This is a genomic window from Fodinibius sediminis, from assembly GCF_900182555.1.
In the GTDB taxonomy this organism is placed as follows: Bacteria; Bacteroidota; Rhodothermia; order Balneolales; family Balneolaceae; genus Fodinibius; species Fodinibius sediminis.
Genome location: NZ_FXTH01000023.1, coordinates 26,124 through 39,349, shown reverse-complemented (window position 1 = coordinate 39,349; position 13,226 = coordinate 26,124). Strand labels below are relative to the sequence as shown.

Sequence of the window (13,226 nt, the reverse complement as noted above, 5' to 3'; positions counted from 1 at the left end):
TCGACCACCGTGGCCGCATCCCCCGGCGCAATGTCGGCAGACACTTCGGCAATCTTCCCGTCTTTGATGGCCACATCCATCGGTTCATCAATATCGTTTTTGGGATCGATGACGTGCCCGCCCTTGAGCACCAGGTCATAGGACTGGGCACCGGCTAAAACCGGGCATGCCAACAACAGCGTACCCATTATAAGGATAGCGGAGATCACCTTGAAGCTTATTACCTCAAACCACTTGCAAACATCAGTATATATGGAAGTATCAACGGTACAATTCATACTCTTTATTCAATATTAAAATTATGATTAAGCCTTTGCCAGCTCTTCCCTGATTCGACGGGCTACAATTTTCTCTTCCCCGGGCTGCAGCATAAATACCGTGAGATGAATGGTATTCTCTCCGCTGCCCCTCATCTCAATTGAAGGATCACCCTGGCGAAGATTCTCTCGCAGTTCCTCCTGTGTTATGTTTATCTTATTCTGATCCCAAGAAATGGCAAGCGAAGGCGTATGATTTGCGATGGGAGGGACCGTTACCTCTGTACGCACTCCGTTCACTTCTTTCGCCCGTTGTTCAATCAAGGCGATATGATCCTCCCAGGTCTTCCACTGCTTCTCATGATCCATATTCACATAGCGCTTGACAGCGGCGTACATGCCCAGGACCTCCTCTTTGTTAACCTTCATTCCGCGCCCGATATTACCTCCCCGCGGAGGACTGTTAAACCGCGCCGCGGCCACAAGATCTTTTCGTCCCATCAGTATCCCCGCACTCTGTGGACCGCGAAGAGCTTTTCCACCGGATATGCAGACCAAATCGAATCCCATATCATTAAATTTCCACAAATTCTCAACCGGCGGCACATCAGCAGCAATATCAATCATTGTCGGAATCTGGTATTGCTTTCCAACCTCTACCCATTCTTCGTGCGGGATCTGTCCATCCGGGGCCGCCTTGTTTAAAAACCACATCATTGCCGTATCATCATTAATGGCTTCCTCCAGCTCCTGTCTGCTTTCAACCGGAACAATATCAACCCCGGTATTGGTGACGGCATGCACATAGCCGGTATTGTGGCTTTTCTGAACGATCACTTTTGATTTAAGGTCCGTTCCCTCCAGGTGGGGCAGCTGCGATGCCTTTTCCGAATCCCTGCCCGCAATCACACCGGCCGTTCCCAGCACCATGGCCGACCAGCAACCTGCAGATACCATGGCGGCTTCGGCATGACACATCTCGGCAATACGTTCTCCGACCCTGCCCTGAGCCTCATCAAGCATCATATAATCATTGGAGGAAGCATTAATCGCCTGCATAACCTCTTCAGGCATCAGGCAGCCCGTCATGGAAGTATAGGTGCCTGCAGCATTGATAAACGTTCGAATACCAAGTTCCTCTGCTAAATCATTTGCTTCCTCTCTCCCCTTTGCATTCTCACACGACTGTACGGCAAGACCGCTTCCGAACAAACCAAATACAGACAATGCGGACAACCGTTTTAAAAGAGCTCTTCTACTTATCATAATACCCCTATATCATTATATTGGATTTGCTTTTTGATTTAACTAATAATTTAAAGAAAATCAAATACTTTCATACCTTTTCGAATACCATGCACAAACTTTCGGTATGGGTCATTTTATATCGAGCCATCGCAAGGTCTGATTAATCAGCGAACAGTTGGACGGAATACTTGGGACTATTCCGTTTAGGCTTGTCCTGAATTCGCTGAGATTCGATTATGTTTAACATAAAAAAAGCCCGGCTGAATGATTTCCAGCCAGGCTTTCAAGGGCCGTGTTAAGCCAAATATTTCATGTTTTATCCGTTTGCAACGGTGCCGCAGGCGTTTGGTTTTGATATTCTTCCAGGGTAAACTCATCCACCTGAACCATGTCAACACGGGCTTCTTCTGCCTTGCGGACCAATTCTGCCTCTTCTTCAGAAATGATCCCTTTTTCCAACGCCATATCAATAACAAAACGGGGCTGCGTTTTGGGCAGCTCTTTTTTCTTCGTTGCCACATACATTTTCTTATAGACGGGCTCCGCATCCACTAAAGACTGCAGGGCATATTCATAACGTCCCATGGCCTGATCCTTATCTTTCGGAAGGTAAATGCCATCTGTCAAACGATCTCGCTGCTGTCCGGGCTGCTGCATTGCCTGGGCCACCTTGTGGCCCATCTTATCGGAAGGCATGGTGCCTAGGCGGTTAATACGCGACCAAAGGGCCATCGGTCCATGGAACAACCAGCTCAGGCCGGGTACCTGTATCTCGCGATAGATGGCATCGAAAGCCTCCTGTATCTGGGCGAAAGCATACTGCATTGCCCACTCAAAAAATATGCGGTCGTCCTCTCGCTGTCCCTCGGCATCATATCGACGCAGAGTGGCCGTAGCCAGGTACATCCAGCTGAGGATATCTGCAAACCGCCCGCTTATCTTCTCCTTTATTTTAAGTCCCCCACCATACGAGCCAAGGGCTATATCAGCCAGGAAGGCGAAGGAAGCGGAAGTCCATGACAATTTCTTATAGTATTTTGAAGCAGTACCTCCCACCGGCGACGAAGATATTGCTCCCCTGCTCAGGCTCAAAAGGAAAGAACGAGCCCCGTTGCGGGCTACATGGCCGATGTGTTTCCAGAAAACATCATCAAACGCCTTCCCATCCTTTTTGCTCAAGGCATCAATTTCGTCATAAGCATACGGATGACAACGAATGGCTCCCTGTCCAAAAATCATGAGGCTGCGGGCCAGTATGTTAGCCCCCTCAACCGTAATAGCAATGGGCAGGGCCGTGTATTGATGCGCAAAAATATTCCGCGGTCCCCTGGAGATCCCTGCTCCACCCTGAATGTCCATGGCATCATTGACTATCTGGCGTCCGAGCTCGGTAAAATTATATTTGGCTATCGCCGTAATCACGGCCGGCTTTTCCCCGGTGTCGAGTGCTGCACAGGTATAGCGGCGAGCCGCATCCATCAGGTAATTAAAGCCTCCAATACGGGCCATCGGCTCTTCGATGCCTTCAAACTTTCCTATATTTATTCCAAACTGCCGACGAACAGCCGTGTAAGCACCAATGGCACGGGTAGCGACTTTAGCCCCTCCCGCGCTCTGGGCCGGCAGCGAAATACCCCGGCCAACACCCAGTGATTCCATAAGCATACGCCAGCCATTGCCCGCCTGCTCGGGTCCACCGATAATCTGATCAATCGATACTACGGCATTATCGCCATTAACCGGGCAGTTATAGAATGGAACCCCCAGTGGATCGTGACGGCGGCCCAATCGGATGCCTTCCGTATCGCTGGGGATGAGGGCACAGGTTATGCCCAGGTTCTTCCCCTTGCCCAAATGATTTTCCGGATCTTCAAGCTTAAATGCCAATCCGATCACCGTGGATATCGCAGCCAGGGTTATATAGCGTTTCTCAAAATTAAGCCGGATGTAAAGCTCTCCATCCTCTCCCTTGAAGACTTCCCCCTCCGCCGTCATGGCGCCGGCATCGGAACCAGCTGTGGGTTCGGTCAGTGCAAAACAGGGAATCTCTTCTCCTGTTGCCAATCTGGGCAGATAATGGTTTTTCTGCTTCTCGGTACCATAATGCATCAAAAGCTCTGCCGGACCCAGCGAATTCGGCACCATGACCGTGGTGGCCAGAGGCCCGCAACGAGAGGCCAGCTTGGCAATAATCGCACTGTGCGCACTGGCTGAAAAATTATAGCCGCCATACTTTTCGGGGATAATGAGCCCGAAAAATTTATGTTCCCGCATGTAGTCCCATACCTCATCGGTGAATCCCTTGCGAACAAACACATCCCAGTCATCCACCATGGAACAAAGTTCTTCCACAGGTCCATTCAAAAATGCCTTTTCTTCGTCCGACAGCTCCGGGTACGATTCATTGGCTAACCGTTTCAAATCCGGCTTGCCCGAAAATAACTCAGCATCAACCCAGACATTACCGGCCTCAATGGCTGTCCGTTCGGTTTCAGAGATAGCTGGAAGAAAGTTCAGCGCGTCCAGCAGCTTCATCAATGGTCCTGTCAAAACAGCCCGGCGAACAGCTTTAACATTGAATACAAGCACCAGTATCCCGAAGACCACCAGTAACCAGGCCGGAGCTGAAAAGCCCCAAAGGGCTACAAAACCGGCAAGGGCCCATATCCAAAGCGGCGTTCCCCAGAAAGCCAGGAGTGTGGCTACCACGAACATGCTCACAATGACCGCCCAGAGTGGATACTGAAATAAAAAACCCAAGCTCTCATTAAAAATATCCATAATGTAATCTCCCAATTGAGTTTATATTCGCTGTTCTTTTATGTCATCCATCTCCAATGAACCTTGCTGCCTGTATCCGCTTACTATATGACTAATGGCTTCTTCGATAAATTCGTTCTGATTTATTCTCGTATCAAGCCTCTTTGACAGCACGACCGACATCACACCATGCAGCTGGGCCCAAAAGGTATAAGCCGCAGTCCCGGGCTTGGTCTTTTGTATCACCCCTTCCTGTATGCCCTGTTTCAGTACATCGATAACCAGTTCATATCCTTTCCGGGCCTTGCGGAATTTTTCTTTCGGATAGCGGGTCATCTCATCAGAGCTCACCAGGTAGATCACCTGGTACTCGCGGGGGTGTTCAAGGGCAAAGTCGGCATATGCTCTGGCGAGGGCCTCAATCTTATTAATGGGTGAACCTTTCGTCGTTCCGGCAGCCTGCTCCAGCCGGTGGTTCAACCGGGCAATGGCTTCTTCAATGAGTGCATGGACAAGATCATCCTTTCCTTCAAAGTGAAGGTAAATACTGGTAGCACTTACGCCTGCCCGCCGGGCAATTTTTCGAAGAGATAAATTACGATATCCTTCGGACAACAAAACTTCTCGAGCTGCTTCTACTATTTGAAGCTTTAAACCTTGATCCTTCGTCTCTTCCATAATCCTTTGGTTAACAGTGTTAAGTAGTAATTAAACATTTCTGGCAGGATAAAGCAATCCTGTATGTAAAAATATTCTTTCAACCAAACATCCATTTAAAATATCCACACTGACCGTGCAGACTCGTTTGATGGCAGCAAATATTCCCACCGATGCAATTCAATCCCCATCTTTTGATTTTACCCCATAAAAAAAGACGCATGGCCGAAACGGAAAGGATGAAGTGCTGAAAATATCCCCTAATCTAAAATCTTTCCTTCAGGAAGTGAAAACCGAAGATAAGAGATCGTCCGTCCTTTTTCGAGATGTTTTTTCTCAAAATACGTTTTCTGCGTAAGCAGCTTATCATCCGGGCGTTCCCTGTATATATCGTCCACCAGGTCTAAAAGCGTGCAGCCGGTTTTCTCAATCGTTCGCCGGGTATAATCAAAAAGCTGTTCGCTATCCGTTTTCAAACGCACAGAACCTTCCGGCCCCAATACCTTTTGATAGATGTCCAGGAATTTAGGCGAGGTCAGGCGCTTGCTTCTGTCGCTCCCCCGCGGGTAGGGATCCGGAAAGGTGATCCAGATATCATCCACTTCACCGGGTGCAAAATATTCGTCCAGATGATCAATATAAATACGCAGAAAATGGACATTCCACCGGTTGTTTTTCAAGGCTCTCCGTGCGCCCTTCCAAATGCGAGCCCCTTTGATATCGACTCCTATGATATTCCGGTCGGGATAGTGTTCGCTGAGCGCCAGGGCATATTCACCTTTTCCACAAGCCAGCTCCAGGATAATTGGGTGTTCATTTTCAAATACATCACTTCTCCACTTTCCCCCGGGGCGCACGGCCTCCTCGTCTTGATAGTCCGTACATTCCGACACATTGTCAAACGTTCCAATTTCATCAAAACGCTCGAGTTTATTTCGACCCATAAATCAGTTCTCCAGTTGCAGTTTCAGGGTGCGAGGCGAAAAATATTCCATTCATCTCCCTTTTTTTCGTAACAAATGCGGTCATGAAGTCGCCCTTTTCGCCCCTGCCAGAATTCCACATGGACCGGCTTCAGCACAAAGCCTCCCCAGAAATCGGGAAGGGGAACCGGTTTATTTTCAAACCGTTCACTGGTTTTTTGGAACATATTCTCCAACTCTTCCCGCGATGCCACTCTACTGCTCTGCTGAGAAGCCCATGCTCCAAGCTGGCTCAATCGCGGACGCTGGCGGAAATAATCGGCAGAAGCTTCGCGATTCATTTTTTCAACATCCCCTTCAACACGAACCTGACGTTCCAGTGGCGGCCAGTAAAAACACAGTGCGGCCTTGGGATTCTCTTCCAGCTCCCGGCCTTTTCGACTGGCATAGTTGGAATAAAATCGGAATCCATCCTCATCCACCCCTTTAAACAGCACAATGCGAGAGGAGGGCACCCCCTCTTTGGTCGCCGTCGATAACGTCATGGCATTGGGATCCAGCATCTCGGCCGAAAGCGCCTGTTTAAACCAGATGTTAAACTGGCTTATGGGGCTGTCTTCCACGGCCGACTCTGTTAGCATTTGCCGGGTATAATCACGCCGCAGTTTGGCTACTTTATCCTGCTCAGTCTCTTTGGACATCGGTCCTCCTATCCAAAATAATCCGGTTCATTGCCGGATTTCCATTTTATATTGCAACCCATACTCGGTTTTTGCTCCTCTTTTACCTCTTCATCAAACAGCAGGTCGGCGGCCTCCCGAATATCTTGACCGGATACAGCTTCGTCATTACCCGGGCGGCTGTCATCAAACTGACCACGATATACCAGCTTGTCATTTTCATCGAAGAGAAAGAAGTCGGGCGTACAGGCTGCGCGGTAGGCTTTGGCGACTTCCTGGGTTCCATCATAGAGATAGGGAAATGAAAACTGTTTTTCGCGAGCCAGTGCCGCCATTTTAACCGGACTGTCATCCGGGTAGTTTTCCACATCATTGGAACTGATGGCAACAACACCGATCCCCTTCTGCTGAAGGTCACGAGCCGTAATAACAAATTCATCCAGAATATGCTGTACAAAAGGACAGTGGTTACAAATGAATACCACCAGCAGTCCCTTGGCGTTATCAAAATCTTCCAGAGAAACAAGCTGATTGTTTACGGTATCGAACAGTCGGAATTCCGGAGCTTGGGTTCCAAGTTCCAGCATGGTGGATGGCGTATTGGACATAATTGAGTATATTTGTTGCGTTTGTCAGTTAGATTGAAGGTACAAAAAGTTGTGCTGCTCAGTTCCCTGAATATATAAAATGGTTGGAGAGATGTGAACAAAAGATCCAATTTAAAATAAGTGGAGCTGCCCTGTTTCCGGTCGCCTGAAAGCCTCCGCTGAGAGCGGCTCCCATGTTTCCCTGTATCCGAACTTCCGGGTGTGTATGTGGAACATTTTTCTAATCTGATCCGAAAAGGCCCCCTCACCGCTAAATCGTTTCCCAAAGGTACTCTCATACAGCTTGCCGCCCCGGATATCCCTGATCCGATTGAGTACTTTGTCTTTCCTTTCAGGGAAATGCTGTTCCAGCCACTTTGGAAACAGATCTTTGACGCTGTGAGGAAGACGAACTATGGTATAGCCTGCATACGTGGCCCCCGCCTCCCTGGCCTGTCTCAGGATATTTACACATTCATGATCCGTCAAACCCGGGATAATAGGTGCTACATTGACCCCCACCGGAATTCCTGCATCAGCGAGCTTTTCTATTGCCTGCAGCCTGCGGTTTGGTTGAGAGGTACGCGGCTCCATTACGCGGGCCAGGTCGCGATCCAGTGTGGTAATCGACAGCGTCACATGGACGGCATCGTATTCCGCGAGCTGACTCAAAAAGTCCATATCGCGTGTCACCAGGTAATTCTTAGTAATAATACCAACAGGATTGCGGGCTTCAGCAAAGACTTCCAGACAGGCACGGCTTATTTGGAGCTTCCGCTCAACCGGCTGGAAGGAATCGGTGACCCCGCTCATAATGACGGGCTCGGGGGTCCAGCTTCTTGAAGCGAATTTCACCCGAAGTTTTTCCGCTGCGTCATACTTAACCATGATTCGCGACTCAAAATCAAGTCCTGATGAAAATCCCAAAAATTCATGAGTGGGCCTTGCATAGCAATAGATACACCCATGCTCGCATCCCCTGTAGGGATTCAGCCCGTAGGTAAAAGGGATATCCGGGCTGTTGTTTTGGGATAAAATCTCCCTGGTATCATCGCGAATCAACTTGGTCTTCTGAGCCGGCCTCTGGCCGGTTTCCTCATCCAGATCGTAATCAAGATATTCATCCTCAAAACGGTTCATCGGATTATCGGAAGCTCCTCTTCCACGGATGGGATTCTGACTATCCTTCGGCATGACACTAATTTTCGTTATAATCAAATCCTCTCTTGCCAATATAACGATAGTACTGACAGCATCGTGTCATCTCTGAACCAAAAAAACAAATGCTTGCCTACACAACACCATAAAAAACCCCGGACCTTACATCCGGGGTCGACTCTCTCTCATAAATTAATGTGGTTCAGCCCTAGCTGCAGGCAACATTCTGAAAATTTGCATCCCAGCACATTTTCGAACCATCTTCAATAACATAACCCGTCTGAGTATCGGTATTCCAGAAGACAACATCGATGTCGGCACTACCCGCCTCTTCGAATGTCATGGTATGCTCAACCCCGTTTTGTTCATAATCGAAGGTGGTATCCAGGGCGCCATTATCATAGATCTCGGTATTGATCGTTCGCTCCGTATCACTGGCGGCATTCCATTCCGTTTTTGCGGCCGGCGTTTCGGTACTGTTTTCCTCATCCAGGGTATTGAATGTCCAGCTGCCCTGGGCTCCGTCATCAGTGGTTGACCCTTGCATCACCTTGTAGTCTTCATAGCCGTTCCCCTGGCCATCACTGTAGGAAATATACATGGCCCATTCGGTGGAAGTCCCCAGATCCTGGGCGGTGAAGGTCATGGACATGCTCTGGCCTTCGGCCGAGTAATTATACGACCACTCCCACTCGCCATCATTAAATTCGGGGGAATTATCATAGGCGGGATTCAGAAATCCCATGTAAACCTGACCAAAGGAAGCAAAGAAAGTCCCAAAAATTGCCTTAAAGCGGGCTGTGGTAAAATTGGAATACTCATCTTCCAATATTTGCTTTCCTTTCTGGCCCTGTGGATTGTTTTCTTCAAAAAAGGATATATCCGGCTGAGCCACTTCCGTCAAATCCGGTATCTGGGGCGGATCCTCCTTGACATCGGGACCGGTACTGCTGCTGTCGTCGCCGCAGCCAGCCAATCCAACAACCAGGACCGCAATTAATAATGCATAGCTTATTCGTTTCATAACATCTCCTCATTTTGGGTTAATAAAAAGTCTTCTATTCAGTAATACGTATTTACCCATCAAATAGGCTCAAAAAAAGTATGGGAATATCAGACTTCCCTCAAAAAGAGGATTTGCAACAGTCTATGCACGATAGACCGTTTTAACATTTACAAACTCTTTGATTCCGAAATGAGAGAGCTCTCTGCCAAAACCCGATTGTTTGATGCCCCCGAACGGCAGACGCGGATCGGATTTAACGAAAGCATTAACGAAGCAACAGCCGGCCTCCAGTTCCCGGGCCGCTATTTTCTCGGCCCGGTTCACATCCTTTGAAAAGACCGCCGCCCCAAGACCGTAGCTGGTGTCGTTGGCAATACGTATCGCTTCCTGTTCGTCCCCGGCCCTGATGACCGCAGCCACCGGACCAAACAACTCCTCCTCGTAAGCAGGCATACCCGGACCTACCTCCGTCAAAATGGTGGGCGGATAGAAGGCCCCCGGCCGCGCGGGTACATTACCTCCCAAGACACACTGCGCCCCTGCCTCAATACTGTGCTGAACCTGCTGATGAAGCTCATCGCGCAAATCTTCACGGGCCATGGGACCAAGATCGATCCCTTCTTCAAACGGATCCCCGAAGTGCTTGCCTTTCATCAGCTCGGTAACAGCTTCCAGAAATGGTTTGTAATGCTTTTCAACGACAATAAATCGCTTGGCCGCAATGCAACTTTGTCCGCTGTTAATGAGACGGGAGGTTACGCAGGTCTCTGCCGCTTTTTCCACATCCGCGTTGGCCAGAATGAGATAGGGATCACTGCCTCCCAGCTCAAGCACCGATTTTTTAAGAGCTCCCCCGGCCGTCGAGGCCACTGCTTTCCCCGCACGCGTACTGCCGGTGAGCGTTACGGCAGCAATATGTTCATTCTGTATCAGATCCTGTACCTGTTCTCTTCCCGCTACCACCGTGCGAAACAGTTCCCGGGGGATCCCCGATTCATGCATCAGTTCTTCGATAGCCAGGGCACAACCCGTCACGTTGGAGGCATGCTTGAGAATAGCAGCATTGCCGGCCATCAGAGCGGGCGCGGCAAAACGGAAAAGCTGCCAGAAGGGAAAATTCCAGGGCATGACGGCCAGAACAGTCCCCAGGGGATTATACGTCACATAGCTTTTCTCTGCGTCTGACACGATAATATCATCCTCCAGAAAGTCAGCCGCATGATCAGCGTAATACTCACATACCCAGGCACATTTCTCGCTTTCGGACTGTCCCTGGGCCAGTGGTTTTCCCATCTCCCGCGCCATCAGTTCCGCGTATTTCTCCTTGTTGGACTCCAGCAGCCGGGCCATTTCCCGGAGGCAGGCCGCCCGGGCGTCGAAGCTGCGGTTCCGCCACTTTTGCTGGGCTTTATCAGCCTGCTCTGCAATGGCCTGCAGTTCCTGATCAGTCGTCTTTTCATAGGTAGCAATAACGTCGCCGGTGGCTGGGTTTACAGATTTCATAAGACCCTCTTCTTAGCTGTATTTGATAATTTTCTGTAACTTAACAAAGCCATCCGTCATTCACCATCCATAAGGGGCGGGCATGAGAACGGCTTCGGGAAACAGTTGTTCACTGCTACAATCAGGCAACCTACTAATTTCTATTGTTCCATCTCATTCCGCGCTCAGTTTATAAATTTTACCGTCAAAAGCGCATATATAGAGCTCCTCGTTGGCATCTACCCCAAATGAAGCAATAGCGATATCCGAATCCATCAACTCCGAATTGACAGGATTTTCCATATCGGTATGGTCAAGCGCCCAAATCCGCCCAGAGGCGTAATCGGCATAAATATACTGCCCTTCCAAGCCTGGCAGCGAAGGTCCCCGGTATACAAATCCCCCGGTGATGGATACCCCTTCGCTCCGGCCATATTCCCAGATGGGGAGTTTCAGGCCCGTCTGATCGCAATTGGTTTCGGGACTGAAACAATGGTTGCCCTCCATGATATTCCATCCATAGTTACCGCCATTTTCAATAACGTCGACCTCTTCATAGCTATTTTGACCGACGTCCCCGGCCCACAACCGGCCGTTCTCCGCATCGAAGCTAAATCGCCACACATTACGCAGTCCATAGGCATAGATCTCTTCCCGGAATCCCTGCTCATTATCCACGAACGGATTGTCATCCGGAATTGCATACAACTTGTCCTCCTCCTGACCGTCCACATCAATACGCAGGATGGTGCCCAACAGGGTCTCACGATTCTGGCCGTTGCCCTGAGGGTCGCCCCCCGAACCGCCATCACCCACGGCAATGTACAGGTAGCCGTCGGGACCAAAGGACAGCTGTCCCCCATTATGATTATCAAACGGCTGTTCATAGGTAAGTAAAACCTCTTCGCTGGACTTCACAACCTGTTCGGGGTTGTCACCGGATACACGAAACCGGGAGATATGTGTCTTTGAATCCGGCGTGGTATAGTTCACATAGAAGTAGCCGTTGTTCTCGTAGTTGGGATGAAATGCCAGCCCCAGCAGTCCCTCTTCGTTACCGGCATCGTCCACCTGATCTTCAATATCCAGGAATGTAGTGGCCTCCTGAACCGTGGGATCATTGGGAAATACAGAGATGATCCCCCGCTGTTCAACCACAAACAACCGGTTACTTTCATCTCCCGGGTGCTGCAAGTCGACCGGCCGGTTGAACGCAAGTTCCGGAAAAGCTTCCACAAGCTGGTATGATTCGGCGGAAGGAGGCTGCTCCTGATTTGGATTTTTCTCCATATCAGAGCAGCTGGTGAATATCATAAAGAAAATCAATAGTAGTGAATACATAGAGGCAGGTACTTTCATAGGTGTTGAGCGTTATAGTTTAGTATCCCTTGTGATAATCCATCAAAATAATTCTGTGCAAAATCAATCGACGGTGGTTATATCGATGTCTCCTGAAAAGAAGATGAAGATAATTTTTCCGACTTCCTAATACTGACAGGCACCCACTGAAAGGTTTGCCTTAGATGTCACAATGCATCTTCAGGCTACCCTTCCGTCTGTGGATAAAATACAGTTCAGAAGATATTCCAATCTCATTCAAATCATTGCACTGCCGCCCGCTACTCTCTGCTGCAGTTTAAATCATCCTGCAATTCGCTATCCCAGCACGCCTTTTCACCGTCATTTACATCAGGATCAATGATAAAGCCCGACCGGTTCTCCGTATTCCACTGGATGGTGGATGTCGTCTCACTTGCTGCATTATAAAACTCAACCGTTCGGACCTGACCTTCGCCTGCATAGGTTATATAATTAATATCACTGTCGCTGCCGTCAGAAAGAATATTCAATTCCAGAAAGAAGTCCGATGAACTTTCACCCGGCAGCTCCCAGTTTAACTTGGCGGCCTCTTCCTCCCCGTCCGATAAGAGGTTGAAGGTCCAGGTCCCCTCGGTTCCGTCGTTCATGGTAGTACCGTCAAAGAACAGCTGGTCCCGGATATCCAGGGAATCAACGGTCACATAAAGAGACCAATTCACTGTTTTAGCGGCAATCTGTTCTGCCACCAAACGGGATTGATACTGCACATCATTCAGGGCATGCAGGTACCCCCATTCCCAGCGCTGGTCTTTATTTAGCCGGCCCATTGTATCCCGGGCTGCAGCCAGCAGCTTCCTGGGCTTTGCCAGTGTTCCATCAATGAGACCTTCGAGTGTGCCGGCCTTGTAAACGGCCTGGACATAAAAATTCATATCCTGGGATGTTGCACTCTCGGTATTCTGACTGCTGAGAAGGGAGGAAAAATCCATTTCCATAGAAGTGCCCGGAGGAAGTGCGGGCGGCTCGCTGCTCGCAGATGAGGGGTCATCGGAACACGATACGATTAAAAAGATGTTTAGCAAAGCAAGGATGGGGTACACTGATAACCGTCTTGTCATAAATATTCTGTTACCTATTGGCTGTCAGGC

At 49.3% G+C, this 13,226-nt stretch carries 11 protein-coding genes and 1 pseudogene; all 12 read right to left on the bottom strand.

What is annotated here, in order from left to right; genetic code table 11:
• A pseudogene (locus FN808_RS17650) lies at nt 1–278 on the bottom strand (hypothetical protein); the annotation flags it as partial.
• Nucleotides 279–305: 27 nt separating this feature from the next.
• Entirely contained in the window at nt 306–1,523 is a 1,218-nt protein-coding gene (locus tag FN808_RS17645) for an aminotransferase class V-fold PLP-dependent enzyme (RefSeq protein ID WP_142715944.1), read from the bottom strand.
• Nucleotides 1,524–1,814: 291 nt separating this feature from the next.
• Complete coding sequence (locus FN808_RS17640; protein WP_142715943.1) at nt 1,815–4,286, bottom strand: acyl-CoA dehydrogenase; 2,472 nt, start codon at nt 4,284–4,286, stop codon at nt 1,815–1,817.
• A gap of 21 nt (nt 4,287–4,307) precedes the next feature.
• Nucleotides 4,308–4,943, bottom strand: coding sequence for a TetR/AcrR family transcriptional regulator (locus tag FN808_RS17635; RefSeq protein ID WP_142715942.1), 636 nt, complete (start codon nt 4,941–4,943; stop codon nt 4,308–4,310).
• Nucleotides 4,944–5,182: 239 nt separating this feature from the next.
• Nucleotides 5,183–5,866: a tRNA (guanosine(46)-N7)-methyltransferase TrmB gene (trmB, locus tag FN808_RS17630; protein ID WP_142715941.1), complete on the bottom strand. Its 684-nt coding sequence runs from the start codon at nt 5,864–5,866 to the stop codon at nt 5,183–5,185.
• Nucleotides 5,867–5,889: 23 nt separating this feature from the next.
• Nucleotides 5,890–6,546, bottom strand: coding sequence for a pyridoxamine 5'-phosphate oxidase (gene pdxH / locus FN808_RS17625; protein ID WP_142715940.1), 657 nt, complete (start codon nt 6,544–6,546; stop codon nt 5,890–5,892).
• Nucleotides 6,547–6,554: 8 nt separating this feature from the next.
• Complete coding sequence (locus tag FN808_RS17620) at nt 6,555–7,133, bottom strand: thioredoxin family protein (RefSeq protein WP_142715939.1); 579 nt, start codon at nt 7,131–7,133, stop codon at nt 6,555–6,557.
• Between the two features lie 111 nt (nt 7,134–7,244).
• The gene (locus FN808_RS17615; protein ID WP_142715938.1) at nt 7,245–8,306 is read right to left on the bottom strand and encodes a PA0069 family radical SAM protein; all 1,062 of its coding nucleotides are present in this window, start codon (nt 8,304–8,306) and stop codon (nt 7,245–7,247) included.
• Nucleotides 8,307–8,478: 172 nt separating this feature from the next.
• Nucleotides 8,479–9,294, bottom strand: coding sequence for an LptM family lipoprotein (locus FN808_RS17610; protein ID WP_142715937.1), 816 nt, complete (start codon nt 9,292–9,294; stop codon nt 8,479–8,481).
• A 123-nt stretch (nt 9,295–9,417) separates the two neighbouring features.
• On the bottom strand, nt 9,418–10,779 hold the full coding sequence (locus FN808_RS17605; RefSeq protein WP_142715936.1) for an NAD-dependent succinate-semialdehyde dehydrogenase: 1,362 nt from the start codon (nt 10,777–10,779) through the stop codon (nt 9,418–9,420).
• 153 nt (nt 10,780–10,932) lie between these two features.
• Nucleotides 10,933–12,048, bottom strand: a complete 1,116-nt coding sequence (locus FN808_RS17600) for a PQQ-dependent sugar dehydrogenase (RefSeq protein WP_246068390.1) — start codon at nt 12,046–12,048, stop codon at nt 10,933–10,935.
• 329 nt (nt 12,049–12,377) lie between these two features.
• Nucleotides 12,378–13,196, bottom strand: a complete 819-nt coding sequence (locus tag FN808_RS17595; protein WP_142715934.1) for a hypothetical protein — start codon at nt 13,194–13,196, stop codon at nt 12,378–12,380.
• Between the last annotated feature and the right edge of the window lie 30 nt (nt 13,197–13,226).

What these genes read in the sequence shown, in the direction of transcription:
- FN808_RS17595 (WP_142715934.1), bottom strand. Translation starts at nt 13,196, where the DNA reads ATGACAAGACGGTTATCAGTGTACCCCATCCTTGCTTTGCTAAACATC.
- trmB (WP_142715941.1), bottom strand. Translation starts at nt 5,866, where the DNA reads ATGGGTCGAAATAAACTCGAGCGTTTTGATGAAATTGGAACGTTTGAC.
- FN808_RS17620 (WP_142715939.1), bottom strand. Translation starts at nt 7,133, where the DNA reads ATGTCCAATACGCCATCCACCATGCTGGAACTTGGAACCCAAGCTCCG.
- FN808_RS17615 (WP_142715938.1), bottom strand. Translation starts at nt 8,306, where the DNA reads ATGCCGAAGGATAGTCAGAATCCCATCCGTGGAAGAGGAGCTTCCGAT.
- FN808_RS17610 (WP_142715937.1), bottom strand. Translation starts at nt 9,294, where the DNA reads ATGAAACGAATAAGCTATGCATTATTAATTGCGGTCCTGGTTGTTGGA.
- FN808_RS17600 (WP_246068390.1), bottom strand. Translation starts at nt 12,048, where the DNA reads ATGGAGAAAAATCCAAATCAGGAGCAGCCTCCTTCCGCCGAATCATAC.
- FN808_RS17635 (WP_142715942.1), bottom strand. Translation starts at nt 4,943, where the DNA reads ATGGAAGAGACGAAGGATCAAGGTTTAAAGCTTCAAATAGTAGAAGCA.
- FN808_RS17640 (WP_142715943.1), bottom strand. Translation starts at nt 4,286, where the DNA reads ATGGATATTTTTAATGAGAGCTTGGGTTTTTTATTTCAGTATCCACTC.
- FN808_RS17605 (WP_142715936.1), bottom strand. Translation starts at nt 10,779, where the DNA reads ATGAAATCTGTAAACCCAGCCACCGGCGACGTTATTGCTACCTATGAA.
- FN808_RS17645 (WP_142715944.1), bottom strand. Translation starts at nt 1,523, where the DNA reads ATGATAAGTAGAAGAGCTCTTTTAAAACGGTTGTCCGCATTGTCTGTA.
- pdxH (WP_142715940.1), bottom strand. Translation starts at nt 6,546, where the DNA reads ATGTCCAAAGAGACTGAGCAGGATAAAGTAGCCAAACTGCGGCGTGAT.